The 25,986-nt window shown below is 59.7% G+C and carries 22 protein-coding genes, 1 tRNA gene and 1 pseudogene; 13 read left to right on the top strand and 11 right to left on the bottom strand.

Going from position 1 to position 25,986, the window contains the following annotated elements; all coding sequences use genetic code 11:
* The first annotated feature begins 9 nt into the window (after nucleotides 1-9).
* The gene (locus tag WYH_RS01610; RefSeq protein WP_046902436.1) at nucleotides 10-1,434 is read left to right on the top strand and encodes a FadR/GntR family transcriptional regulator; all 1,425 of its coding nucleotides are present in this window, start codon (nucleotides 10-12) and stop codon (nucleotides 1,432-1,434) included.
* Here WYH_RS01610 and WYH_RS01605 read toward each other — a convergent pair.
* Both WYH_RS01605 and WYH_RS01600 read right to left on the bottom strand, forming a co-directional pair.
* Nucleotides 1,431-2,873 (bottom strand): spinster family MFS transporter, encoded by a 1,443-nt coding sequence (locus tag WYH_RS01605; protein ID WP_046902435.1) that lies wholly within the window; start codon nucleotides 2,871-2,873, stop codon nucleotides 1,431-1,433. The genes WYH_RS01610 and WYH_RS01605 overlap by 4 nt on opposite strands.
* A gap of 54 nt (nucleotides 2,874-2,927) precedes the next feature.
* Entirely contained in the window at nucleotides 2,928-4,022 is a 1,095-nt protein-coding gene (locus tag WYH_RS01600) for an LLM class flavin-dependent oxidoreductase (RefSeq protein WP_169780676.1), read from the bottom strand.
* Nucleotides 4,023-4,211: 189 nt separating this feature from the next.
* On the opposite strand from WYH_RS01600, the gene WYH_RS01590 reads away from it, so the two are divergent.
* Nucleotides 4,212-4,523: a YciI family protein gene (locus WYH_RS01590; protein WP_156320038.1), complete on the top strand. Its 312-nt coding sequence runs from the start codon at nucleotides 4,212-4,214 to the stop codon at nucleotides 4,521-4,523.
* A 44-nt stretch (nucleotides 4,524-4,567) separates the two neighbouring features.
* Here WYH_RS01590 and WYH_RS01585 read toward each other — a convergent pair whose 3' ends face one another.
* From WYH_RS01585 to WYH_RS01570, 4 genes are all read right to left on the bottom strand, one after another.
* Nucleotides 4,568-5,377: a CmcJ/NvfI family oxidoreductase gene (locus WYH_RS01585; protein WP_046902433.1), complete on the bottom strand. Its 810-nt coding sequence runs from the start codon at nucleotides 5,375-5,377 to the stop codon at nucleotides 4,568-4,570.
* Nucleotides 5,378-5,515: 138 nt separating this feature from the next.
* Nucleotides 5,516-6,235, bottom strand: coding sequence for an alpha/beta hydrolase (locus tag WYH_RS01580; RefSeq protein ID WP_053833339.1), 720 nt, complete (start codon nucleotides 6,233-6,235; stop codon nucleotides 5,516-5,518).
* 78 nt (nucleotides 6,236-6,313) lie between these two features.
* A complete protein-coding gene (locus WYH_RS01575; RefSeq protein ID WP_169780673.1) occupies nucleotides 6,314-7,717 on the bottom strand; it encodes an MFS transporter in 1,404 nt (467 codons plus the stop codon).
* A gap of 37 nt (nucleotides 7,718-7,754) precedes the next feature.
* Nucleotides 7,755-8,627, bottom strand: a complete 873-nt coding sequence (locus WYH_RS01570) for a nuclear transport factor 2 family protein (protein ID WP_053833338.1) — start codon at nucleotides 8,625-8,627, stop codon at nucleotides 7,755-7,757.
* On the opposite strand from WYH_RS01570, the gene WYH_RS16940 reads away from it, so the two are divergent.
* Complete coding sequence (locus tag WYH_RS16940) at nucleotides 8,626-8,880, top strand: hypothetical protein (protein ID WP_053833337.1); 255 nt, start codon at nucleotides 8,626-8,628, stop codon at nucleotides 8,878-8,880. The genes WYH_RS01570 and WYH_RS16940 overlap by 2 nt on opposite strands.
* 8 nt (nucleotides 8,881-8,888) lie before the next feature.
* Here the strand turns inward: WYH_RS16940 and WYH_RS01560 are convergent, their stop codons facing one another.
* The gene (locus WYH_RS01560) at nucleotides 8,889-11,894 is read right to left on the bottom strand and encodes a TonB-dependent receptor plug domain-containing protein (RefSeq protein WP_169780671.1); all 3,006 of its coding nucleotides are present in this window, start codon (nucleotides 11,892-11,894) and stop codon (nucleotides 8,889-8,891) included.
* A 332-nt stretch (nucleotides 11,895-12,226) separates the two neighbouring features.
* On the opposite strand from WYH_RS01560, the gene WYH_RS01555 reads away from it, so the two are divergent.
* Nucleotides 12,227-13,120, top strand: a complete 894-nt coding sequence (locus tag WYH_RS01555) for a TauD/TfdA dioxygenase family protein (protein ID WP_053833336.1) — start codon at nucleotides 12,227-12,229, stop codon at nucleotides 13,118-13,120.
* A gap of 19 nt (nucleotides 13,121-13,139) precedes the next feature.
* Here WYH_RS01555 and WYH_RS01550 read toward each other — a convergent pair whose 3' ends face one another.
* The gene (locus tag WYH_RS01550; RefSeq protein WP_244877943.1) at nucleotides 13,140-14,015 is read right to left on the bottom strand and encodes a LysR family transcriptional regulator; all 876 of its coding nucleotides are present in this window, start codon (nucleotides 14,013-14,015) and stop codon (nucleotides 13,140-13,142) included.
* A gap of 143 nt (nucleotides 14,016-14,158) precedes the next feature.
* Between WYH_RS01550 and WYH_RS01545 the strand changes: the two genes are divergently transcribed.
* The 5 genes from WYH_RS01545 (at nucleotide 14,159) to WYH_RS01530 (ending at nucleotide 19,284) form a co-directional block, all read left to right on the top strand.
* Nucleotides 14,159-16,648: a TonB-dependent receptor gene (locus WYH_RS01545; protein WP_046902429.1), complete on the top strand. Its 2,490-nt coding sequence runs from the start codon at nucleotides 14,159-14,161 to the stop codon at nucleotides 16,646-16,648.
* A 48-nt stretch (nucleotides 16,649-16,696) separates the two neighbouring features.
* Nucleotides 16,697-17,812 (top strand): FAD-dependent oxidoreductase, encoded by a 1,116-nt coding sequence (locus WYH_RS01540; protein WP_046902428.1) that lies wholly within the window; start codon nucleotides 16,697-16,699, stop codon nucleotides 17,810-17,812.
* A gap of 44 nt (nucleotides 17,813-17,856) precedes the next feature.
* The gene (locus WYH_RS01535) at nucleotides 17,857-18,759 is read left to right on the top strand and encodes a VOC family protein (RefSeq protein WP_046902427.1); all 903 of its coding nucleotides are present in this window, start codon (nucleotides 17,857-17,859) and stop codon (nucleotides 18,757-18,759) included.
* A gap of 3 nt (nucleotides 18,760-18,762) precedes the next feature.
* Nucleotides 18,763-18,894: a hypothetical protein gene (locus WYH_RS17250; protein ID WP_268908471.1), complete on the top strand. Its 132-nt coding sequence runs from the start codon at nucleotides 18,763-18,765 to the stop codon at nucleotides 18,892-18,894.
* Nucleotides 18,895-18,957: 63 nt separating this feature from the next.
* Complete coding sequence (locus WYH_RS01530) at nucleotides 18,958-19,284, top strand: hypothetical protein (protein ID WP_046904697.1); 327 nt, start codon at nucleotides 18,958-18,960, stop codon at nucleotides 19,282-19,284.
* A 102-nt stretch (nucleotides 19,285-19,386) separates the two neighbouring features.
* On the opposite strand, the gene WYH_RS01525 is transcribed toward WYH_RS01530, so the two are convergent.
* Nucleotides 19,387-20,970 carry a tannase/feruloyl esterase family alpha/beta hydrolase gene (locus tag WYH_RS01525; RefSeq protein ID WP_046902426.1) on the bottom strand — a complete coding sequence of 528 codons (1,584 nt, stop codon included), beginning with the start codon at nucleotides 20,968-20,970 and terminating at the stop codon, nucleotides 19,387-19,389.
* Between the two features lie 238 nt (nucleotides 20,971-21,208).
* Here WYH_RS01525 and WYH_RS01515 point away from each other — a divergent pair, with 238 nt between their 5' ends.
* Nucleotides 21,209-21,757, top strand: coding sequence for a GNAT family N-acetyltransferase (locus WYH_RS01515; RefSeq protein WP_046902424.1), 549 nt, complete (start codon nucleotides 21,209-21,211; stop codon nucleotides 21,755-21,757).
* A gap of 89 nt (nucleotides 21,758-21,846) precedes the next feature.
* Entirely contained in the window at nucleotides 21,847-22,275 is a 429-nt protein-coding gene (locus WYH_RS01510) for a PRC-barrel domain-containing protein (protein ID WP_046902423.1), read from the top strand.
* Nucleotides 22,276-22,310: 35 nt separating this feature from the next.
* Here WYH_RS01510 and WYH_RS01505 read toward each other — a convergent pair.
* A protein-coding gene (locus WYH_RS01505; RefSeq protein ID WP_156320037.1) for an IS3 family transposase occupies nucleotides 22,311-23,674 on the bottom strand; the annotation gives its coding sequence in 2 pieces (ribosomal slippage) (nucleotides 22,311-23,326 and nucleotides 23,326-23,674; 1,365 coding nt in all).
* 39 nt (nucleotides 23,675-23,713) lie between these two features.
* The gene (locus WYH_RS01495; protein WP_046902420.1) at nucleotides 23,714-24,499 is read right to left on the bottom strand and encodes an efflux RND transporter periplasmic adaptor subunit; all 786 of its coding nucleotides are present in this window, start codon (nucleotides 24,497-24,499) and stop codon (nucleotides 23,714-23,716) included.
* Between the two features lie 537 nt (nucleotides 24,500-25,036).
* On the opposite strand from WYH_RS01495, the gene WYH_RS01490 reads away from it, so the two are divergent.
* Nucleotides 25,037-25,113: transfer RNA gene (locus WYH_RS01490), tRNA-Pro, on the top strand.
* 101 nt (nucleotides 25,114-25,214) lie between these two features.
* Nucleotides 25,215-25,922 (top strand): annotated as a pseudogene (locus WYH_RS17080) (DDE-type integrase/transposase/recombinase); the annotation flags it as partial.
* Nucleotides 25,923-25,986: the final 64 nt, after the last annotated feature.

Genomic DNA, 25,986 nt, shown 5'->3' with positions numbered 1-25,986 from the left:
GAGGACTGAATGACGACTGCAGAAAAAATCTACAGCGCATCGACAAGCGAGGATGCGCAGGGCGCAAGATTGGCTGAACAACTTGCTCGCCGGATCGAAGACGACATTGCTTCGAAAAATATTCCGCCTGGTGGAGTGATGGGCTCGCTCCGGGATTTATCGGAACATTATCGTGTGGGCCGCGCCGCGGCGCGCGAAGGGGTTGCCCTGCTCGAACGACGCGGTCTTGGCCGGTTGCGTCCAGGCCCCTGCGGAGGCTTTATCGTAGCCCAACCGGATGCCGGCACCATCGGGTCAGAGCTGGCCAACTTCTTCAAAATGGCCGGCATAACCAAGACCCAATTGATTGATGCGCGGGAAGCGGTGGATCTCATGGCGGCCGGCCTTGCTGCGACGGCAGGCACGGGCAAGGCAATTGCCACACTGGATGGCCCCGAAGACGGCGAAGGCATTTGCGAATGGCATATGCGGGTTCGGGAAGAGCTGGCCCTCCGAAGCGGCGAACCGGTGATCGAACTTTTCACCGCCTGTCTCAATGATCTTACGGCGGAGTTCGCAAAGGACAACGCCGCAATTGATGGGTTGGATTGCACGGCCCGTCATCATGGCGCCTCGAGATTGCGAGCGGCACTCTCTGCCGGTGATGACCAGGGAGCCATTCAGGCAAGCCAGGAATTGAACCGCGAACTGCAATCTTGCTTGCGAGAGCAGTTACCTTCGCTCGCCTTCCCGGCGATCGATACCGCCAGGCAGGAAGACGACCGAACTCTGGCCACCCTGGTGGCGCGCCGGCTGGCTGCGGAGATATTGCACAACGGAAGCGCCGGCCAGCGCATCGGATCCGAATGGGATTTGTGCGAACGTTTCAGCGTCAGCCGAGCAACACTGCGTCAGGCCATCCGGCAGGTGCAGGACAGCGGCTTGGTCGAATGCCGCCGCGGCCGCGGTAACGGGTTGGTAATAAGGGACTTGCGCGGAACGGGAAGCATACGCCTGATGCTCGCCTTCCTGATCAGCCACCAGATGGACCCGAAGGCAACCGGAACGATCTTGTTTCAGCTCAATCGCTTCATTCCTGCGCTGGCGGTAAGCCGTGCGACCGCGAAACAGCGCGCCTGGCTGGACAAGCTGCTCAGTCGAGCCCGCAGCAGTGAATCCATTGATCGCTATGACCTGCTGCGTCTCGTGCAGGGAGTTTCCCAAGTAGCAGACAGCCCGATTGTGGATCTTTTCTCACGCTGCCTGACGGCTTATGAAGCGCGTTTTCACCCGCTACTCCTCGATCGTTTCCCCACCTCGATACAGACCGAATATTTCGAACTGCTGCGCCGATTGCTCGATACCGTTGTTCCCGAGGATCCGGAGAGCCTGTCCGCCGCGAAGGAAGAATCCTCTTGCGTCATGATGGCCATGAGCCGGAACCGCCCGATCTAGACCATTGCCGCTCCCACCTCCGGCTCCGCTGAAACGCGTTGCGGAACATAGAGATCCTGCTTGAGCGTCCTGGCGGCGAGCCAATAATGCAATGCGGCCCAAGCGAATATTCCAAGTACACTGATCAGGGCAAAACGAAGACCATCGGTTGATGCCGCCAGGCAATTGTCATCCATGGCGCTGCCGATCCCGTCCACGCCGCGACCGCCAGGACAATTCGCGAAGAAGTCCGCTCCGTCGAACAGGCGCACCGCATAGGCATCGCTAAGAATGCCGACGACGGTCGGACCTAACCCGGCCCCCACTATTCCTATGATCATCGCGGTCACAGCCGAAGTCGTGGCGCGCATTCGGGGGCCCGCCATATTTTGCATGCTGGCCATGGTCGGCGCCATGAAGGAGGCGAGCGACATGTTACCGAAGAATATGAAGGCCAGTGAGATATAGATCGCCTGACTGTAAAAGGCGCCGAAATAGATCGGAATGCAAAGCAGAAGCGCGATAGCCGGCCCCCACATCACCCAGCGCTGATCACGACGCCCAAGCCAGTCGAACCCGAAACCGCCGAGCACCATGCCAAGCCCGTTCGAGAAGAAGCTGACCACGCCGAAAAGTACCCCCATCGTGGCCAGGGGAATATCGAAGCCGCGAAGATAAAATGGCAGCACGAAATTGGCGATGGCATTCATCGTGAAGCTACCGATTACGAAGCCGGCAAGCAGATGGCGAAATGTCGGCTTTGCGAACAAGTAGCGCAGCACTTCCATAAGGGATGGCGCAGCATCCGTGTCATGCGCGGCAGAACCTTCGGCCAGACCGCGGGGCGGTTCACGCAATGTGAACAGCACCAGCGCCGCCACGATCAGGCCCGGCACACCCATGGCATAAAATGCCGCACGCCATCCCCACTCGCTCGCCACAATGCCACCGACCGACTGGCCGAGAAGAAATCCGATCGGGGATCCCAGCAATATCAGGGAAAAGATCGACCCTCGGCGGACGGGGCCGAAATGGTCAGAAACCAGAGAATTGGTGATCGGTTGCGCACCCGCTTCCCCAATTCCGACGCCAATCCTCCCTAGCAGCATGGTCGCAAAATTCACGGCGAACCCGCAGGCAACCGTCATGCCAGACCAGACGACAATACATGCAGTCAGGAGACGAGTACGCGTCACGCGTTCTGCCATCATGCCAAGAGGAACGCCGAGAACGGAGTATAGAATGGCGAATCCTAGCCCCTGAAGAATGCCCAGATCGGTATCTGTAAGGTGCAGATCTTCCTTGATCGGCTGCGCGAGCACAGCAAGGATTGCCCGGTCCGCGAAATTGAAAATCGCGACCAGCAGCAGAACGAAAACAACCCAACGCCGGTATGCCGGCCGCAGGAGCGGATGCTCCGCACTGCGGGCACCATCTGCCGCGCTATGACTCAACCCCATGTCCCTCTCCCTGATTTCCGCCGGCCTTTGCCCAGGGAAAACTGTCGATTTTTGTTATTCCGCTGCTTCCCGCTGCTCGGCATGGGGAACCACGGTGACATTATGTGCCTGAAGGCGGGGAAGGACCTCCTCGCCGATACGGCGAATCTGGTTCATGTACATGTGGTGCGGCATGTCGCCGCGATTGCAGACGAGCAGCACATTATTCGCGCCAGCATCGTCGCATTCTGCCAGGATACGCTCCACCACCTCGTCCGCTGTGCCGATCGGCATGTGCTGGGCGGCGTCACGCACTGTCTCTATCGTCCACTCGTTAAAGACAGTGTCGTCTTCAGCCAGTGTCCCCTTCGCGCCCTCACGCAGATGTTCAAAGGCGGTGCTGCTGTAATATTTGGTCTTCTTGACGTCCGACTGCCAGACCTGATCATAACGAAGCAGCGTGTTGAACAGATACATCAGATGTTCGCCATATTCGTCGATGGCCTGTTCCTTCGAATCCGCCACATAGCAATCCACCATGATGCTGATCTTGTTCGGATCGACCTTCCGTCCGTGTTTGCGCTGGCACTCGGCGAAATAGCGGATCGTATCTTCGCGCATCGGACCGGGGAAAACGCCCGGAGTGATCGCCGCATCCTGTTCGGCGGCCCATTCGATTGATTCCTTTGAGCCGGTAAGCGGAATCCAGATCGGCGGATGTGGTTTCTGGACAGTCCGCGGCCAGATCGAAACATCATCGAAGCTGAAATGTTCACCCTGGAAAGACAGGCGGTCATCCGTCCAAGCCCGGCGCATGACCTCGAACGCCTCGGTGAAACGGCTGCGCGATTCGCTCATCGGCACGTTGAAGATCTTGTATTCACGCGGCGCACCCCGTCCGACACCGCAAAGAAGGCGGCCATTGGTCATGCAATCCAACATGGCGATCTCTTCGGCCAGGCGCAGCGGCTCGTGGATCGGCAACAGGTTCGCATAGACAAGGATCTTCAACCTTTCGGTGCGCTGGGACAGCGCAGCCGCAAGGAGGTTTGGCGATGCGCCCATGCCGAATGGTGTGCCATGATGTTCGTTAATTGCGACACCATCGAAACCCTGTCTCTCAAGCTCTTCCCAAGCCGCCAAGTGGTTTGCGTAGGTATTGACGGCCACCTCTGGCTCAAAATGCTCGCCAACAAGTCGCGGCACCTCTCCATCAATTTTGAATTTATCGACATTTTCAGCATAAGCTGTCCAATCAAATATAAATACTTGCATTTATAAATCTCCGGAATCTCCTTGAATACATATTCCTATTATCTATAGGTGGAATCTGTATTTATATTTGCAAAGGAAGCAATCATGAAGAGGACGTTTTTCGCCCTTGTCGAGCGGACAGATCTCTGGGATCATTCCAAGGATGCGCACGAACAACCGGGTTTTGCGGATCACGCGGCCTATATGGGCAAGCTCGAAACGGAAGGGTTCATCGCGATGGCCGGGCTGCTGATGCGATCCGAACACATTGCGTTCGTGTTCCTTGCCAATAGCGAAGACGAAGTCCGCGAACGCATGTCGCAGGATCCGTGGCAGCAAAGCGGACAAGCCCGGCTGATCCGGCTGGAGGAAGCACAATTTCGCATCGGCGCACCTGCCGGCGCTTCGCCCGGCTGACGGCGTAATGCGCATCGCAACGCCTTCAAAGTTCACCGCCCCACTCATTCGTCGAAAACCGCGATGGTTCTGACTTCAAAGCTCTGCCTTTTTGCAGAATACGGGTCGCTGGTCGGATCCTCGAAAGCGGTGTGCCCGGTCATTTCCCAGGCCGGGTTCCCCGTGTCGAACAGGCGAAAAACCAACGCCTCATCCGGTTGCATGAATGGGAAATAATACCATTGGTGTTTCGGGTTGTAGGCCATGTTCAACCCGGCCGGCATCCCTTCCCGAAACCCGCCTTCCGGACGGCCCAGCGACACACGAAGAAAATCCTCCTTGCTGACGCTGCGCGCATCGCAGACGGCGAGAGGGTAATTCTCCACCGGGATCGTTCCCCGCCAGACATTGATGTTCACCAGCCTCTTGCCGGCCAGTTCCTGCGCCCGATCCGGGGCAAGCCTTGCCACCCACTGGCGCAATGCGGCCTCGTCGAAGTCGACATGGGCGCTCAATGCCGGGCCACCGCCCTTCGCGTCTTCTCCTCCGCGCAATATGCCCATGAAGGCGAATACCTCCCGGGCACCCGTCATGCTTTTTACCAGCCGGCAGACTTCCGGGTAATAGCGCTTCTCGAAATCATGCTGATCGGTGAAATCTACATCCACCGGGTGCTTCACCAGGGCGAAACCATGCGTATCGAAGGCCGTGTCGAGTTTTCGTGCATTGCGCACGGTTACATCATGGTCCTCCATTTCGAAGGAGTAGCTGCCATTCTTTTCGATATAGCCGCCATCAGCTGACCTTTCCGAATAGCGGATGAAAGTTTGGACCTCGTCCGGCGCATCCCGGGCCGTTTCGCTGGCTGTTTCCACTCGCTTTCTCCCGTAGAGAGGGGCCGTCGCGCAGGCGAAAAGCGGGGGCGGGATGAACTACGCGCCAATCCCCTTCTCCCCCAAGGTGCCGCCCCCTGGTTGTTTAAAATAGTGGTGACAATCGGAAGCTCGGGAGCCCTAGGGCACAGCGCTTTCGATCATGTCTGCGGATTCCGTGACCGCCACATGTTGCAGATCGTGCGTGAAAGGCATTTCTTCGACGCGCCAGTCATCCCGCTTGCGCAGGGCCTGGGCAACCGGAGCGAATGTATCGTTCTTGTAGCCGGTCGCTATCACGTAGGTTTTTTGCGGGATCTTTTCGCGAGCGCCGGTCAGGCGGGCCTTCTCCGTGAAGCAATGGACCGACTGGGGTGTACGGCGGTCTTCGTAGGAAGCCCGGTCTTCAGGTGTCATATGGGCGTTGAAACCCTGGAGAAGCAAACGTGGCGGCGGCACCAGATAATCGTTCGGATCCTCCGGCAGATGGGGTTCGCCGGGCACGAGATCGTTGAGCGACTGCCCGTCTTCCGGGAGGAAGGCATCCATATACAGGATGGACCTGATCACCCCTTCCGGGACAAGTTCTGTCGCCTGGGAAATCGGCATCCCGCCATAGGAATGGCCGACGAGCAGCACGTTCTCGAGACCTTCATATTTGATTACGTTCGCGATATCGCGTGCGTGGAGGGAAAGGTTCACCTCCGGGCTGGTCAGATGCTCCCTTTCTCCGAGGCCTGTCAGCGTCGGAGTGAAAACATAATGCCCCCGGTCGCGGAGAAGATCCGCAACGTTGCGCCAGCGCCAGCCGCCGACCCAGGCGCCGTGCACAATGACAATGGTTGCCCGCTTGTCTGCCAATTTCCTACTCCCTAAACCATTATTTCAATTGGATCCTGAACGGCCCGGTTCGCCAAAAATAGTGGGTTCAATGCACTGTCAGACAGGGGCACCCTCGGCTCGCATTTCCAGGATACGTTGGCGATATGGCCTCAATCCCAGCCAGTAGGTCAGCGCTGCCAGGGGAAAGGTGATGGTGGCACTTGCAGCCACGGCGTAACGCAGCATGGACTCATCGCCGAACACCTCCTGGGTCAGAAAAGCGAACAGTGTGGGGCCGATGCTCCCGCCGGCGGCAAACATGGTAAAAAGGTAGATCGCAGTTACCTGACCGCGCATCTCGTTAGGCGTGATTATCTGAAGGGCGGTATTGAGCGATGGCGCCGCCACCAGCATGAGGGCCGGTCCAATCCCCCCCATGGCGAGCGCCAGCCACGGCGATGGCATGAACGGCATGGCAATGGTGAACGGGGCGGCGGCAGTGATACCAATGGCCATGACCCGCAAATTGGTATCGGCATGTCCACGCGTCGTCAGCAGTTCGTTGAACCAGACAGCTCCGAACAGAGCCGGCGCCGCCAGGACCAGACTGACCAGGCCGGAATAGAGCCCGATTGTCGCAGGTTCCCAGCCATAGGTGCGGGTGTAGAACGCTGCGCTCCACGCCCCCAATCCAAGCATGTGAATGGAAGTAAGCGAAAGGCCGAGAAACATCGGCCCGTAGAGCCGCCAGTGCCTGAAAAGATAAGCCAGGACATCCCGAAGATTGACCGTCGCCGCTCCCGTGCGCGCGCGCTGTGCGGCTATGCCCCGCCGCTTGGGTTCTCCCATCAGCGTCAGCAGAAGGATGACCGGAATGCCGGTGAGGCCGGTGAAGACGAATACCATCTGCCAGTCCCGGACGGTGCCCAGCCATGGCAGTTCAACCGTGGGAAGACCACCGGTGATGTAGATCAGGAAAGCGCCGAGCAACAGGGAAAGCGCCGCCCCGCCCTGCAGCCCGACATTGTAGATTGCGATACCCCGCGGCAGGCGTTCGGGCTGAAAATGATCCGCCAGCAATGAATAGGACAGCGGCCCATTGATTGCCTCACCCGTGCCGATGCCGAAACGTGCAGCGAAAAACTGCCAGAAATTGGCTGCCATCCCGCAGGCGGCTGTCGCCGCACTCCAGATAGCCACCGAGACGATCATCAGCCATTTGCGATTATATCGGTCGACAAGCCGGGCAGCGGGGATGCCGACAAGCGCATAGAATAGCACTGCCGAAAAGCCGAGAAGGTAACTCATCTGCAGATCTGTAAGATCCAGATCCCGCTTAACGGGTTCTACCATAAGCGTCATGACGCCATTATTCAGCTGAGCGCACATCTGCGCGATCGCCAGGACCCATGCCGCAAAATAGGCCTGCCCCATCGTAGGCCAGGGGTCTTCCTTGTAATGCGGTCTCAGATCCTCCTGCTCCGGGGTTTCGCCCGCAAGTTCGGCTGTGATTTCGTTCACGCTGTCCCCTTCCCTGCCCCGTCCGGCGATCGGTCTGTCATTCTGCATAGGGCCCAAGAGAGCCGCCCGGCCGCGCGGCCCCGTTCCAATGTTCGGCAATGCGCCCGTCCTCGATCCGGAACATTTCGAAGGACGTGGTGGTATATGTCTTTCCGTCCCGCCTCGGATCGGGGTGCGGCCTCCCGGTGATCATCACCACCAGATCACCTTCGGCCACCATCGCAACGAGAGGATCATCGATTGCCGGTAATATCGGCCCGTCCTCTCGCCGGGCCAGGGATGCCCGCAGAGCGGCCAGCCCGGATTGCCCATTAGGGTCGTGATCAACGTAACCCTCCGCGAAGAAATGCTGCGCCCCGTCTTCCCGGCCTGCCGCCAGAACCTCTCTCCACGCGTTGAAAACCAGCTGCTTGTTGCGCGCCAGTGCGGGATGATCCGCCCGGAGCATGGCCATCTGGGCAGAGCCTGTCGCCCCCGTCACGGGCTGCGGGCCGCCTTCGTCAGGAGACGGCAAATGTGGGCCAGGTTGTCCCTGTATCGAATGCCAATGTTCGGCCAGCCGCCCATCTTCCACCCGGAACAGGTTGAAGTGCGTAGTCGTATAATTGCCGCTGTCATCCGGTTCCGGCAGTTCCTCTCGCATGGCCATCACCACCAGATCACCTTCGGCAATGAGGGTCACAATTGCTGGGAAAACGAGGTCGGGAATCTCCCGCCGCTCCACAGCCGAAAATATCTGCTTGAAGGCCTCACGCCCGGTGGGAAGCATCGGACTGTGCTGGATGTAATCCTCTGTCAGCATATCGTCTGCCAGTTCGACATGCCCGGCATTCACCACGCCGCGCCACATATCGAATACCAGGCGCTTGTTGGCAGCGAGCGCCCGGTCCCGGGCCTCCAGCAGGGACATGGGCCGCGGATGCCCCGAAACCGGCACCGGACCGGCCCCCACCGCCCTGCCCGCTGGCGGAGCTAATGACCGAGCTGCGAGCGCCGATCCGCCTGAATCCATCGTGACACAGGCAGCCAGCCACATGCAGACCAGTGCCGGCATCACCATCCTGCCGACGGAACTGTTGGACCAAGGCATCACCGCCCGCCACGAGCTGTGCGAGAAGGGAGTGCCCGGCTCATGGCCGGGACGCCCGTTTTTCACCGTATGACATCGGACTCAGAATTTCTTGCCGACCTGCACCTGGAAGACCCGGCCCAGCGGGCTGCCATAAGTCGGATCGAAGCGGACTGCCGTGCCGGCAAGACCGGCCTGATTAACAACCAAAGGCGGATCTGCATCGAACAAATTCTGTATGCTCAGAGTAAGCTGGAATCCGTCGGCGAGTGGAGAACCGATCGCCTCACCAGTGTCGAGCCCGATCGACAGATCGAAGGTCGTGTAAGCGTCCACCTCGGCAAAGGAGGTATCCACGCCGATTGGCAGCTGATCCCGATCGATCTCATAGGAATTGCGGAAGTTCACGAAGGCATTGGCGAAAACCCGACCAATGCTGAAATCGTCCTCCCAGCCCAGCTGCCCACGCGCCTGGAAGGTCAGCGGAAAGCCAAGCTGGTTGACTTCTTCCACAAATTCCGCCCCGGGAAGCGGAGAAACTTGCCATCCCAACGAATAGGTTCCGACAGCCCCGAGGTTCCAGCTGCCGAAGTCAGTATCGAAACTGTATGCGATATTGATGTCGAAGCCGTCACCGATGGTCTTGCCGGCATTGATCCGCCGACCGCTGACCAGCGCGAGCACGTTGCCCGGAGGCGTTGGTGGCCCGAACAGGCCACCGGTCTCTCCGCCAGTATTGTAGCAGGCGATCATGGAATCGTAGAGCGCCTGGGTTGTCACCTTCTGCCCGAACACGGCGGCGCAGGCCGGATTGTCCGTGTCAATGGTCGGAAATTCCCCGAAGAAGGCGACGGGGTTTTCCTGTGACAGCTCAGGGAAAAGCGCCGGATTGTAAATGATCTGTGAATTGTAGATCTGCTGATTGATCGCATTGACCGAACCGACATTGAATGCCGGTGTGGAGATCTGGCCCTCATAGCTGATGTGCCAGTATTTTGCGGAAACCAGCAGGCCCGGGACCGACCCCGGCGTCCAGTCCGCGCCGATGGCATAGGCTTCGGATGTCTCCGGCTCCAAATTGCGATTGGCACCGCCGATAGACTGATAGATCGTGCCAAAGGGAAGCGACTGGCAGGCACCACAGACGCTTGCGGCAATCTGCGTGCCAGACGTGGTGATCGGGATCACGCCTGTCTGGGAGAACGGATCGTTATCTGCCAGGCCCGGCGCCCGGAAGGATGTTCCCCAACTGCCAAATATCTTGAGACCGGGCGTCGGCCGCCAATTTACGCCGAACCGCGGGTTTGTCGTGGATCCGGCGTCGCTATAATCATCGTAACGTGCGGAAATATTGAATTCGAGTTCATAGATACCCGGCATATCCGCACTCGGGCTGACCACAGGCACGAACAGCTCGCCAAAGGCGGAGGAGACACTCCGCGGATTGAAATTGTTTCCGCCAAAATTGTTCTGGTTGAGCAGCGACCCTTCATATTGTTCAAAGCCGATAGCCACCTTCACCTCGCCCGCCGGTAATTCGAACAAGGGGCCATCCACCGTCGCGGAATAGACCTGCATCTCGTATTTGGTGCGGTTAACGAGGTTGTTCGCCCGCGCCAGGATCGAAGCGGCCGTGGCTTCGTCCGTGCATTGAAAAGCAGTGGGGTCGCAGAAGAAGTTGAAGGTCGCGAAATCAGGTGCGGGCGCGCCGCCCGTCTGGGTCGTCACCGAAGGCGCGTCATGCGTGCCGGCATGGGCAGAAATGGTGAGATTCCAGCCAGAGGGCAGGGTTACATCGGCGCCGCCTCCATAGGTCCAGGTTTCCGTGGTCCCTGTCCGCATGGGCGGACCGATGTCGTAAACCGTGCTGTAAGCGACCCCGATCGAGCCGGTCTGACACGCCAGAACCAGCTCTTCCGGTCCCGTAACCACGCCCCCCGGATAACGGTCAGGATTACAGGGACTGTATGGGTTGCTGTTCGGAATCTGGGGAAGCTGTCCGAAATTCATTACCCTGTTGCTGGTAGAAGAATTGGGACCATTGATGGCGAAGTCACGGTGGACATACAGCCCGTCAGCAAAAATTCTCAGCCAGTCCGTGACGTTCTGTTCAAAATTGGCTGCAACCCGGTGGGCTTCCACCGCGGGTATGACCTCTATCCCGGTCCAGGTGTTCATCCGGTTCGGGATCGTGCCGAGGTCCGAGAGCGTGAGATCGGTCCCATCCTGACCGAACGGTATCGAATAATAATTGCCGCCGACCACCACATTGCCGGGAGCGGAGTAAAGAGGTGACGGCGGCCCACCATAGGGCGAGAGGTCGTCATTATAGAGATCCGGCCTCGCCGAAGCTTCGAAAGGGTCCTGGTCGGAATATTGGTAGGAGACGATCAACCCGCCGCGCTGGCCGGTTCCTTCGGCCCACTCAACGCCCCCGATGCCCGTGACATACCAGGCGTTCTGGCCGTCATTCTTGCGATAGCCGCTATACACTTCCAACGTGTCTTCAGGACGGCGCAGGATATAGTTGACCGTGCCCGCGATGGCATCCGCGCCATATAATGCCGAACCACCATCCTGCACCACGTCGATCCTCTGGATCATCTGGGCCGGAAAATTGTCGCCGTCGAAGGCGTTCATGTTGCCCCCTTCATAAGGGACACGGTGGCCGTTAACGAGGCTGAGCGTCGCGCCTACCCCAAGGCCGCGAATGTTGGGTGACTTGTTGAAGCTGAAAGAATTGATCGTGTTGGCCTGCTGGGCCTGCCCGCCAGCATAATTGTCCCCCCCGCCGAGCTTAAGGATGGAAGGTACTGTATTCAGTATATCGGCCGTGCTTGCGAGACCGCTTTCGCGAATATCGTCCTCGCCGAGCTGGACCAGAGCGGCGCCGACAGGCGCTTCGCCACCGATGCGCGTGCCCGTGACCACAATGGTATCAATGGATGTTTCAACCGAGGGACCATCCTCGCGCGGGGAAGAGGCAGCATCCTGCGCGGTCTGCCCTTGCACCGGGCTCGCAACCGTAAGCATGGAGACCGTCGCCATCATCGCGATGCCGAACATCCGGCGGTCGCTACGCACACCTATTCTGTCGCCCAATTTCATCGTTCGCCCTCCCGGCCTTCTATTTTGGCCCTCTGCCGGCCGGCCTCGCCATATGACGGAACAAGGCCAGCCCATCCCGGCGTGAGTGCCGAATTTGTTTTATATCGCCCGGTGTGATCGATCCCGGCTGGCCGAAAATAGTGCTGTCATTTTGGAAGAGCGCGCGAAACGAGACCGGCCCGAACCAGCAAAATGTGGGCACTATTTTCCTGGCGCGGACGGGGTTTCTTTCGATGGGAAGAGCAAGAAAGCGCGCGCCATTCCGGTCGAATCCTCCGCAAACGGAGGCGTTCTGCTAAATTCGGACGGGGCGCGGTTGGATGAGGACCCGCATGGCAGGCAATATCGATATATCTCAGCTTCATCCGCTATTCGTCGGCGAGATCACCGGCATGGACACTTCAGCACCCGTCTCGGCTGAAGTGGTCGAGTTTTTCGAGGACGCGATGGCAAAATATGGCGTTTGCGTGATCCGCGATGCGAGCCTTTCCGACAGCGACCAGATCGCCTTTGCCCGGGCATTCGGCCCCCTTGAACTCGCACCGCCAGGGCGCAAGCGGATCACCGAGGGGCTTTACGATATCAGCAACCTCACTGACGAAGGCGAAATCGTTCCCCCGAAACCCGATGGCGCGCAGCCCACCGATTTCGAGCTTTTCCATACTGATAGCCCGTTCAATTCGTGGCCCACGAAATGGTCATTTCTGCTTGCACATGTCACGCCACCGGAAGGCGCAGATACGCAATATGTCGATACGCGGGCTGTTTACGACGCCCTGCCCTCGGACATGAAAAAGCGGGTGGAAAATATATGGGTGGAACACGATCTTTTTCGCGCGCTCCAGCGCAATGGCGTGGAATTCAAGGATGAAGCAATGCGCAAGAACTATCCGCGCATGACCCACCCGCTTGTGCGCAGAGCGGCAGACGGACGCAAGGCGCTATATATGGGATGGCATGGCGTGGGTATCGAGGGAATGCCCGACGAGGAAGCGCTCCCGCTGCTCGATGAGCTGTACGCGTTCGCCACTCAGGACAGATTCGTTTATTCACATAAGTGGCGGCCCGGCGACATGGTCGTATGGGACAATCGCTGCACGATGCACAGCGCTACTTCGTTTGAACGGTACAAATACAAACGCGATCTGCGCCGGGCCACTATCAACGAATCCGGACCGGAGGTTTCAGCCATCGAAGCCAACAGAAAAAGTCCGGAAGAGGTCTGAGCCGGAAACCGGCGCGGTTCTATCTTCCTTTCGCGAATTCCTTCAGCCGCCTTCGCAGCCAGGCCAGGCCTGAATCGTTTTCGCGCGTGGAATGATATTGCATCATTTCGCGCATCAGCGGCAGTTCGAATGGCGGATCGCAAATGCGCAGCGAGTGAAGGTCGCGGAAGGCAAGGGCCAGCCGTTCATGCATGACGGCAAGCCGCTCCGTCCCGTGGATGAGCCAGGGGACCTGAATGAAGGATTGGGCGACGATCTCGATCCGCCGGCCGGGGGCAATCTTGCTCAGAACCGCTTCGATATAGGTGTCCTGCTGGGATATTCTCACTGCGACATGGCCGGATTCCAGAAATACGGAATAATCGAGGTCACGCAGCCTGGGATTCCCGGCCCACCCCGCCACTACGTGCCGCTCGACGAACAGCAATTCCCTCGGATGGACATCGTCCATGAATTCCCTTGGCGTCAGGATCAGGTCGATTTCGCCATTGTCGAGCCTTTCGCGGCTCTCATCCCCCGGGAGTGACAGCTCCAGCCCGATGCCCGGCGCCTCCTTCTGGAGCAGCACTATCAGCGGCGCGAGCAATACGGTGGTCACGTAATCGGATGCGTCGATCCGGAAGGTTCTCCTGGAAGTGGCGGGATCGAAGGCAGTCCCGGAAGCAATCAGGCCGCGCAATCGTGTGATCGCACCAGACACTTCGGGCGCGAGGGTGAGCGCGTGCTGGGTCGGGATCATTCGCTTGCCATGAAGGACCAGAAGCTCATCCTGAAACGAATGGCGCAGCCGGCTCAGAGCCGCGCTCATCGCCGACTGGGTCACGTTCAGCCGGCGCGCGGCCGCCGTGACGCTGCGCTCCTCCATCAGAACGTCGAAAGCCACGAGCAGGTTCAAGTCGAAATTATCAAGTCTCACGAACCATCAATACAATTGATGGGTAATTACAAAAACAAAAAATTCGACTGATCGCCCAAGCAATGCGATTCACTCGCAATGAAAGGCCCGCCGCGAAGAGCGGGCAATTGCGGGAGGGCAGAATGCCGAGATTTCTTTTCGCCACGACGGGGATGACCCTGCTGTTCATTGCCGGGGCGGCCCATGCCCAGGAGGCTGCGAACGAGGAGGCCGGCGAAACGGCAAGGGAGCGGACCGGGCTCAACGTCATTACGGTCACGGCTCAACGCCGCGAAGAAACGCTGCAGGACGCCGCGATTCCGATCAATGCGGCCAGCGGGGCCGAACTCGCCCGCAGCGGGGTGGTTGACGCCACGCAATTGAACAAGGTCGCGCCCGCCCTTTACGTGCCCGAAGCGGGCGGCGCGAATGTCGGATATTTCATCCGCGGCGTCGGCAATTTCGCCAATAATGGCTATACGAACCCGGCCGTCGCCTTCAATCTCGATGGTGTCTATATCGGCCGCCCCTCCTCGACAGTGGCGTCGTTCCTGGATGTCGACCGGGTCGAGGTGCTGAAGGGTCCGCAGGGCACGCTCTATGGCCGCAATGCCACCGGGGGCGCGGTCAATGTCATCCCCAACAAGCCACGGCTGGGCACGCTCGAAGGCAGCGTGAGCGCGCAATACGGCAATTACGACGCGCTTCAGCTTAACGGCGTGATCAATCTCCCCGTGGGGGACAAAGTCGCCGCGCGCTTCGCCGGCGCCTATTCCGACCGCGACGGATATTACTCTGACGGAACGGGCGCGGCGGAAGATCTCGCCCTGCGCGGACAGCTGCTGTTCGAGATTTCGCCGGATGCGGACATCCGGCTATCGGCCGATTATTCCACGCAGAAGGGGACTGGCCCCGGTCTGAATATCGACGGCGTTTACACTTTCGCCCCGTTTACGCCCGATGCGACCGTACCGAACTGGCAGTTCATCCCCGCACCGGGCGATGTAAGCGAACCCTTCACCGGCCTCTTCGCGCCGCAAACGCTGGATTTCATAGAGGGTAATGCGACGGCAGCACCGCTTTACGCCCCGGTCACTGGCTATGCCTACCCGTTTCGCGATGACGAATATTGGGGGATCAATGCCGAACTGAACTGGGCCCTGGGCGATGTCGATCTGGTCGTCATTCCCGCCTTCCGCAGGTCGGAACTCGACAATCAGTTCAACGGACCGCCCTTCAAGGCGGCGATAAACCAGGATGCAGCCGAACAATTCAGCATCGAAGGCCGCCTGTCCGGCGAGACCGGGCCGCTGGAATGGTTGCTGGGCGCCTATTATTTCGATGAGAGCGTGGACGGGGTGAACTCGTACAACCAGTTCTCCACCGTCTCATATCAGGATTTCTCCTCCACCACGGAATCCGTCGCCCTCTTCGCCCGCAGCAGCTTCAGCGTGACGGATGATTTCAGGATCGTCGGCGGTATCCGTTATACCGATGAAAGCCGCACGATTGACGCGCTCTCCATCGCGACCACGGGCGTCTGCCTGATCGAAACGGCCGGACCGCCAAGCTGCCCGCAGGTTCCCACCATACCCGTTGGCCTTACATTGCAGGATTCGCTGGAACAGCTCGATCCCGCCTTGTTCCCGGCAGGTTCGCCGCTTGATGCGCCGGTGCCCTACGGAGCCTTTCCCTACGGCCCCTTCGGAATGGCAGGTCCGCAGGCCCTGCTTATCAATACACCGACCACCATCGACAGGTCGGCTGGTGACGAGGAAATCACCTGGCGTGCCGCGCTCGAATATGACGTGACGCCGGACAATCTGATTTATGCCAGCTTCGAAAGCGGCTTCCGGGCTGGCGGCTTCAACCTCACATTCGGGCAGGAAGAATACGATCCCGAATATATCGACGCATATACGATCGGCGCCAAGAACAGCTTTTTCGGCAATCGCCTGCAACTGAATGTGGAGCTGTTCTACTGGGAATATAGCGGCCAGCAGCTCGCCGCTCTCGGCGTGGATGGGAATGGGAACAATTCCTTTTTCACCCGCAATGTGGGCGAATCCTCCATCAAGGGTATGGAAGCGGACTTCCAGCTCCTCGCCACCGATACGACACTGATCCGCGGCGGCGTTCAATATCTCGACGCCACCTATGATACGTTCGTTTTCGATCAGGTCGATCTTTCGGACGAAACCGATCCACCCAACTTCCTCACTCCTGTCACCGGTTGCGATTATTCGCAGAACATGGGGCCGACCCGTTCATTCACGGTGGACTGTTCCGGCCGTCCGGCGCTCAACGCCCCGGACTGGACTGTCAATCTGGGTATCCAGCAGACCTTCGAACTGCGCGATTACGAAGTGATCGCAAATGTCGATGGGCGTTACCGCAGTGACCGTGTCATCGGGTTCAATTATCTGCCGACCGGCAATAGCGGCGATGACATCACGATAAATGCCAGCCTGTCGCTGGTGCCGTATGACGAAGGTTTCTCGGCAACGCTGTTCGTCCGCAATCTGACTAACAAGGCCATGCGATCGCTCTATCAGCTGGGCTCGGCAAATGTGGCCGCTGCCACGCTGGAGCCGCCCCGCACCTATGGCATCCGGCTGGGATATGATTTCTGAGATGACGGCCCCGTATCCCCGGCAAACGATATCGAAAGACATCCGGCCATGCAGAACCTGAATATTCTCGTCATCGGTGGCGGCATTGGCGGGCTTACGGCGGCCATTGCGCTTCGCCGCGCAGGCCACAGGGTCACCTTGATAGAGAAGGATCCCGACTGGACCGTCTATGGCGTGGGGATCATTCAGCAAGGCAATGTCATCCGGGCCATGGATGAACTGGGCCTGCTGGAAGATTATCTCGCCGCGGGCGTGGCTTTCGACAAGGTGGCCGTGCACTTGCCCGATGGCACGCTGGCCGCCGAAGTCCCCTCGCCCCGCCTTTCGGAAGGATATCCGGCCAATCTCGGCATTGGCCGCCCTGCCCTGCACAAGGTTCTGGGAGACAGCGCGATCCGGGCCGGGGCGGAAATCCGGCTCGGTATTACAGCAAAGCATATCGACAACGGCGCTGATGCGGTCGGGGTCGATTTTTCCGACGGGACGAGCGCGAGCTTCGATATCGTCATCGGCGCGGACGGTGTCTATTCCGAAACCCGGCGCATGATCCTGCCGGAAGCGACAGGCCCGGAATTCACCGGCCAATCGGTCTGGCGTTATAATTTCCCGCGCCCGGCCGATCTCGACGCACTCCACGTATATAATGGCCCTACCGGGATCGGCCTTGTGCCGATCAGCCGGGACCTGATGTATATGTATGTAACCACGCCCGAACCCGGCAATCCGTTCTATCCCAGGGAGGGGCTGGCCCGGGCGATGCGGGCAAAACTATCCGACGCACCGCCCGAAATCCGCGCGCTGGCTGAACAGATCACGGATGACGACGGTGTGGTCTATCGCCCGCTTGAAGCAGTCATGCTGTATGGCCCGTGGCATAATGGGCGCGTCGCCCTTCTTGGCGACGCGGTTCATGCGACCACGCCGCATCTGGGCCAGGGTGCCGGAATGGCGGTAGAGGACGGCATCGTGCTGGCCGAAGAACTGACCCGGCACGCCACGCCGGAAGCCGCCTTCCAGGCCTATCGCGAGCGGCGCTTCGATCGCTGCCGCTATATCGTCGAAAGCTCTCTGGCCATCTGTCACGGCCAGCTTGGCAAAGGCCCGCCGGTCGACAATGCCCGTGCCACCGCAGAAATGTTCGAACGTGTGGCCGAACCGATCTGAGGCGGATTTCCCAACCCAATCATCAAGAAGGAATTGACCCTGGTATGAGCAGAGTGACCGAAATCCGCTATGTCGGCTACGGCGTCACCGACTTCGATACGGAGCGCAAGTTCTACGCCGACGACTGGGGCCTGGTGGAGGTCGAGGCAACAGACGATCTCGCCTGGTTCAAGACCCATGGTCACGATGAACACCATGTCGTGCGCCTCCACCGCTCCGAACAGAATTGCATCGAAGTGATCGCGCTTGCCGCCGACACCCGCGCCGATGTGGATGATCTGCACGGCAGGGTTTCGGCTGCCGGTTGCCAGGCCATTCATCCACCCCGCTCACTCGATGCGCCCGGAGGCGGTTACGGCTTCCGGTTCTTCTCGCCCGACGGCCTGCCATTCGAAGTCTCGGCCGATGTCGAAAAATTGCCAATGCGCGCCATGGAACGGTGGGAAGGAATGCCGGTCAGGATCAGCCACATCGTGCTGCATTCGCCGGATCACCATGCGGCGGTGAAATTCTTCTGCGACGTGCTGGGCTTCCGCGTGTCGGACTGGCTGGGCGATTTCATGTGCTTCCTGCGCTGCAATTCCGCGCATCACCGGATCGCGTTCCTGCCCGGCCCCGCCTGCCTCAATCACGTTGCTTATGACGTGCTGACGGTGGATGACATGATGCGCGGCATCAGCCGGCTTCGGAAGCGGGGAACGGACATACGCTGGGGCCCCGGCCGGCACACTGCGGGCAATAACACTTTCAGCTATTTCTGCACACCTGCGGGCTTTGCCGTCGAATATACTTCCGAACTCGAAGAAGTGGATTTCGAGACTCATCAGGACAAGGTCCATGAACCCGGGCCCACGGTAATGGACCAGTGGGGCATCGGCACGGGCGGGCCACAGACCATGCCGAAAGCAGAAGCCGATCCATGCCTGTTCCGACCGGCAGAGATCTGATCCATGGCGCTTTTCGAATATTTCCCGAACTATATCTTGAATCCCGTGCGCATGGAGGCAGTCGATGCAAGCGGCGCCCGTCCGTTCGGCGCCATCAATCAGGCAGTATCCCGGAGATCGCCAGATGGCGCCTGATCGCAGATTGCGCACACCAAGCACAAAAAAGAAATAATATCAGCTACTAGCGTGGAGAGAATGATGAACTTGACCTCGAAAGCAGCAATCGCACTTGGAGCATTGGCTGTTCTGGCAATCCCTCAGGCCCCGCTTGCCGCACAGGATTCCGAACAGAGTGCGCAGGGGCCCTATTCAGTGGCGGAAACGCCGGTCGGCACCTTGCTTGACGATCCGGAAGCCTCGGCCATTCTGGAAAAGCTCATTCCCACAGTCTTTGCCAACGAGATGTTCCAGACCATGGGCCGCAACCAGACCCTGAAGGCGATCCAGCAATATGAGCCTGCCTCGCTGACCGACGAGAAACTGGCGGAGATCCAGGCCGCGTTCGACCAGTTGAACCAGAGCTGAGCATTTCGCCGGTGTGCCGCCGGTAATCGGCACCCTGTCGCCGTGGCCGGGCAGAGTTTCGCAACAATGCCCGGCCCGGCTACGACCATTCCTGCTCTCGCCTTATTGGGGATCCGGCAGGCCGCAGGAGAAACTGCTGGCAAGCTGCGGGTCACCCTCCCCATCATATTGTGCGACCCACGGATAGGCACAAAGCGGCCTTTCCATCGGCTCACGCGGAGGGGCTGGCGGCTGCCCCGGAAAGCCTGCCACTTGTGTCGGCCGTGTGGCAATCAGGCGATTGGGCGCCTGATCGGTTTTCGCCCAGTCAGTAATGGTCCCCAGCGTATCGAACTCGCTGGGCCCCTCCCCGCCTGAACAGTGATCCATGCCCGGCGCCATGAACAGGCGCAGCTGTGTTTCGGCGGCCTGTTGAGGAATCGCCGAATATAGCGCGTGATAGAAACGCAACGTGTTCGTGGCCGGAATAAGCCCGTCGGACCAGCCATGGCTCAGCAACAGCTTGCCGCCGCGTGCGAAAAACGGGTTCAGACCGTCCGGCGCCACGTTGAGGATACCAGCGCCATAACTGCGCGCATCCTCGGTATAGGTGCGGTAATCAGTCTTGCGCCAGTCCCAGCCGTCACGCCCGCCATAAACCAGATCGCGGAAATAGCTCATCGCAACGGGAAAGGGTTCGGCCCCCATGGTGAGCGCAGCCATCTGCAGTTCCGAACCGACGGGCCAGCCAGGCAGAAGCGAGGTGCCATCTTCCGCCCTTACGCCATCATACATTGCGCGTATCGCCGAAACCTGCCCTTCGCTGAGGCAGTTCTTATCCTGCCCAGCCTTGCATTGCAGGACGACCGGATCGAAACCGCATTGCTGCGGGCGGGAGATCAGCCCGTCCTCCACACCGTCCAGCAAATCGCACTGCTTCACTGCGGCGCCATGGACCATGCCCAGTTCCACAGGCGTGATCCGCACATTGAAACGCTGCGGCTGCCATCCCTGCCACATGCTCTGCGTCATCAGGTCGGTCATCGGGTTGGCGGGCGCCATGGCACTGATCGCGTCGAAATCCTCGGGATAACGATGCGCTGCCATCAGGCCCTGCCTGCCGCCTGTGGAGCAGGAATTCCAGATGGAAAGTTCCGGCCCGCGGCCATAGAACGCCTTCACGATCTGCTTGGCCGCCACAGTTGTGACATGGACCGCACGATGGCCGAAATCGACAAGCTTTTCCGGATGCCCGATTGCCCATTCCGCAGTCATGCCGTTTCCGACATGGCCGGTATCGGTGGCGGCAGTCGCATAATTGCGCGCGACGTTGCGCCCCATCTCGGCAAAGCTGATCGACCCGGCCCAGATGCCGTTACCCACGCCGGCATAGTTGCCGTTCCAGCCATCCAGCGGAAGCCAGACCTCGCTCCTGATGTCCGAATCCGGGGACGGCGTAAGCGTCATGCGGACGCGGCAAAAAGCCGGGATGTCAGAAAAGGGCGAGGCAGCAACGCCCGGCGGCGGGCCTGAACCGGCCGGCGGATCGAAAGCCCCCTCAGCCACTATCGCGGCGCTGGTGATCTTGCCGTCTGTGATCGACAGGCCTTCAAGATCGGAACAGGCCGCCTGCGCAGGCATGGCAAATGCCAGCGAACCCAGAATGGTCGTGCCTGCAAGAATGCGCTTGATCTGAATTGTCCTCATATGGTCCCCCTGGGAAAAGCGGCTGCTTCGGCCGCTTCTTCTTTCGCGATGCCATCCTTAAAGGGCATCGAAGACCGCCGGAATACCCTGCTGCGATATTTTCTGTCTCTCGCCCTCGGTTTGCCGCAACATGGCATATGTGTGCCGTTCACCATCCGGCAAAGCGCAATCAGGGACACCGGAATACGGACGTAGTATGTGCACGCCCCGGCACACCTCTCGGCAGACGAAATGAGATATGACCCATTCCCTTACCCGGCTTTCAGTGCGCCCGCTCCGGCATGAGGACGTGCCGGCAGCATGGAAGATACAATCCCAGTGCTATCCGGATTTTCTGATCGAAGGCGAAGAGGCTTTTGCGAGCCGTCTGGATCTGCCACTTTCCTATTGCCTGGCTGCCACGATTGACGGCGATCTGTGCGGCTATCTTCTTGCGCATGGGTGGCCTGCCCAGTCCCCGCCAGAACTGGCAAAGCCAGTGTCCGGAGAGGAAGAGAGCGAAGTCCTGCTGATACACGATCTCGCCGTCGCACCTGCCGGCAGAGGGCTCGCAATCGGCAAGGCCTTGATCGAGCGTGCATTCTCCATGGCCGCTGCTGATGGTCTGCGAACGGCAGAACTTATCGCGGTACAGGGCGCCGCGCCTTACTGGAGCAGCCTCGGCTTCGTTGAAGCAAAACCGGATGCGGAGCTTGCCTCCAGGCTCGCCGCTTATGGCGATGACGCCGTCTGGATGACCCGCAGCATGGCTTCGGACAGCAAGGCTGAAGATACCGGTTCGGGATAAGCCTGTCTGACGATGACGCCATATCCGCCGCCCGGAACGAAACAATCCCTGCTGCTTTTAGTCGGCAGAGGCCGGGAAAGGACAAACCCATGAAACTTACGCGATACGCCATGGCTCCGCTCGCACTTGCCGCGCTTGCAGCATGCGAATCCGAGGCTGAGCGGCAGCTTGATGCCGCTGAAGACCGGATGGAACAGCAGGCTGAATCCAGTGCGGCCGCTTCAGGAGATACCGTGGTTGCGCTGGGTCTTACCGAACGTCAGTTGCTGGATGCGGATCTGGTGGCGGAAGATGGCACGGAGCTCGGCGATGTCGAGCAGATCCGGCGGGACGCGGCAGGCGAAGTTTCCGGGCTGCTTGTCGAAATTGAAGACAGTAATCCCGATCGCTTCGTGGTCGTGCCTGTCGATGGCCTTACCGTACGCGAAGGCATGATGAATGATGCGGATTTGCAGACAAGCATGACCCGCCAGGATCTGTGTCCGTCGTCAGAACATTTGGCGCAACTGGCGGCGTAGATTAGCGGAGTGTCGGCCTCGTCTGGGGGTTGATGTTAGGCGGCGAGCTTGCGGTGTTGCAAGCGCCGATGCTCGATGGTCTGTCGCTTGATCCTTTCTCGCTGTTTGATGATGGCTGGGGCCCTGCCGAAGTAGGTGTCGGCGGGCGTCACGTTGTTCAGGCTCTCGTGGTAACGCTGGTTGTTGTAGTGCTCGACGAAGGCTTCGATCTGGTCCTCAAGGTCGCCGGGCAGGAAGTAGTTTTCCAGCAGGATGCGGTTCTTCAGGGTCTGGTGCCAGCGCTCGATCTTACCCTGGGTCTGGGGATGGCAAGGGGCGCCGCGCACGTGGCTCATCTTGTTGGCCTCGATGTATTCCGCCAGTTCGCCAGCGATATAGCTGGGGCCATTATCGCTTAGCAGGCGCGGCTTGTGCAGCACCGTAGCGCTGTCGCAGCCGGAAGCCGCCAGAGCGCGGTCCAGCGTGTCGGTCACGTCCTCGGCCCGCATGTTGGTGCACAGCTTCCAGGCGATGATATAACGCGAGAAGTCGTCGAGCACGGTCGACAGATACATCCAGCCCCACCCGATGATCTTGAAGTAGGTAAAGTCGCTCTGCCACATCTCGTTCGGCCGGGTGGTCTTGGTGTGGAACTGATCGGCAGCCTTGATCACGACATAGGCCGGGCTGGTGATCAGGTCGTGGGCCTTCAACAGGCGGTAAACCGTGGCCTCGGACACGAAGTAGCGCTTCTCGTCAGTGAAGCGCACGGCCAGCTCGCGCGGGGACAGCTCACTGTGATCCAGCGCCATCTCGATGATCTGGTCCTGGATGCCCTCGCCGATGCGGTTCCACACCCGGCTCGGTGCCGATGGCCGATCCTCCAACGCTTCCGGCCCGCCTTGGAGGTAGCGGTCATACCAGCGATAGAATGTCCGGCGGGCGATGCCGAGCTGGTCCAGCGTGTGCTTGGCGGACAGGTGCGACTGCTCGACGATCCTGATGATCTCGAGCTTCTCGGATGCAGGATATCTCATTCGTCGTCGCCCCCATCCGCGAGAATGCTTTTTTTCAGCAGGCGGTTCTCGAGCGTCAGGTCGGCGACGCACTCCTTCAAAGCGCCGGTCTCCCGGCGCAGATCCTTCACCTCATCTGTGGTCGCAGCGCGGGCGGTGTCACCAGCCAAGCGGCGCTTGCCGGCCTCCATGAACTCCTTCGACCAGGTGTAATACAGGCTCTGGGCGATGCCTTCCTTGCGGCACAGCTCGGCGATGCTGTCATCGCCGCGCAAGCCTTCCAGCACGATCCTGATCTTGTCTTCCGCCGAGAAGTGCCGCCGGGTGGCCCGGCGGATGCCCTTCACCACAGCTTCCGCAGGGGTCTTGGTCCGCGATTTTGCATTGGAGGATTTGGGTCTCATCTTCGTTCCTTCGTCACTACGACGAGACCCAAATCCTCCTTAAATCACAACCTCAAATCTGTGCCATAGGTGCTGACGGGGAACAGCTTCACCTGCCAGACCGAGGCGCACATCGCGGGCGCCAGTCGCCGGATCCACGCGTGGTTCCACATGCACCACCTGGGCGGATAATTGGCCCCGCTTGCCCGGCAGGCTGACAAGAGCCTTCATCCCAGGGCGGATTTCAGCTGCATAGACCTCGTCCACCTCGACAGTAATTTCCGGATTGGACAGATCCGCCAGGCGATAGACAATGCTCTCAAGCCCGACAGTCTGGCCCGGATCGACAGGACGCTCGAGGATGATCCCGGCGAATGGCGCCTGCAACACCCGGCGATCGCGCAACTCTCGCGCCCGTACCAGGGCAGCCCGGCGGCGGCTCAATTCGCGTTCGCCCTCCACCAGTTCCAGTCGGCGCTGTTCAACTTCGCGCTTCGTTGCAAATTGGCCCAGATCCTCGAAACGCTGCAGATCGCGGCGGGCCTGGGCATTGATTGCTTGCTGCGCTTCGACCGATGCTTCCGCTTCGGCAATAGCCGCGGTTTCCGGCGCATCATCTATCCGGGCGATGATCTGTCCGGCCTCGACCCGGTCGCCCACATCGATTGGCAATGCAACCAGCTCTCCCCCAAGGGAAGGTCGAATATCGACCTGCAATCGCGGCCGGACACGCCCGTTCACGGCAAGCACGCGCTGCGCGGGGGCAGGCTCGACCTTGATAACGCTGACCTGTTTCTCTCGAGGCGAGACAAGCAAGTATCCGGCGACAACCAGGCCGACCACCATGACGAGGGCTAGGACAATTTTTCCAGGGGCAAACCGCATCCACGCAGCGATACCATCTCCTTCGCCCGGGTGAAGCGGCAAACGTTGATCTCGAATATCGAAATACGGCCGGAAGGGACCGGACAGGCAGCCCGCCCGACTATACCGCATGGCTTATGCCCGCCCTTTCGGAATGAAAGACCGGCCATCCAGCGGCAGATTCGCACGCATGATGGCAGGCAGCTATTGGCGAGACTCCCCTCGCCCGAACCGAAACTGACCCGGGTTCAGGCTGTTTGGTCCAGTTCCGAGGTTCCCAACCTTGTCCACGAGGCAGCGGTTCAGACGACAAAAACATCCAGACCAACCCTCGGCGATGGACGCCGTAACTCTATCCATCCAAAGGAAAATTCTGGAAGCAAGGAACTTCCCCACCGCCCGCGCAGGGCAATTTTGCAAACAACCGGGCACCGCAACAAAAAACCCCGCTTGCAAGCCCGCCTCTCCCCCGCTAAAGGCCCGCCTCTGCCTTGCCCCGGACTTTCCGGGAGCACCGGTCGGGGAGTAGCTCAGCCTGGTAGAGCACTGTCTTCGGGAGGCAGGGGCCGGAGGTTCGAATCCTCTCTCCCCGACCACTTTATCGCGTTAGCACTGCAGACGGCCGACCGATACTCGTACCACAACGTGCAGTACTCTTGTCGGCGCGAATTGCAGTTGTGGATCGATCACGGAAAAGATCGAGCCGATCTACCGAGTTCTGCCGATCGCCCCACCTACCTATCACGAGCGCGTGGCGCATCGGCACGACTCAGCAGGTACGGCGCGAAGGCTTCGATATCGCTCGATGCACGGTGAAACGGCTGATGGGCGAATTGGGCTTACATGGCGTGATCCGCAGTAGCCGGTGCGCACGACATTCAGCGATAAGGCCGCGCCGCCTCCGCTCGATCAGATCAACCGCCAGTTCCATCCGCCGGTACCAAACATGCTGTGGGTCTCGGACTTCACTTATGTCGCGAAATGGCAGGGTTTGTTTACGTGACCTTCGTATTCGACGACTATGCCCACTATATCGCAGGCTGGCGGGTAAGCGCGACGGCGCACACCAGCTTCGTGTAGATACCCTTCAGCAAACGATCCTTGATCGGTGCCCGTCCATCGCGGTGACCAAATCCACTACAGCGACTGTGGCAGCCAATACGTCTCGATAAACAATACTGGGTGCCTTGCCGACGCAGAGATCGAACCATCGGTGGACAGCGTAGGCGACAGCTACGGCAACACTTTGGCCGAGGTGATCCTCCAGCGAGGTCCGTGCAGATTCTTTGAGGCCGTTGAATACGCCAAGCTCGAATGGGTCGACTGGTTCAACAACCGCCGGCTCCTCACCCCCATCGGCAAGATCCCACCTGCCGAAACCGAGAGCGCTCCTACGCCATGCTGACGACACCCTCATGGCCGCATAATTTTAACCAAATGGCCTCCGGCAATCCCAGGACGGTCACACC

This window comes from Croceibacterium atlanticum (genome assembly GCF_001008165.2).
Classification (GTDB): domain Bacteria; phylum Pseudomonadota; class Alphaproteobacteria; order Sphingomonadales; family Sphingomonadaceae; genus Croceibacterium_C; species Croceibacterium_C atlanticum.
The sequence above is the reverse complement of the archived record's forward strand: the minus strand, read 5'-3'. Positions and strand labels throughout refer to the sequence as shown.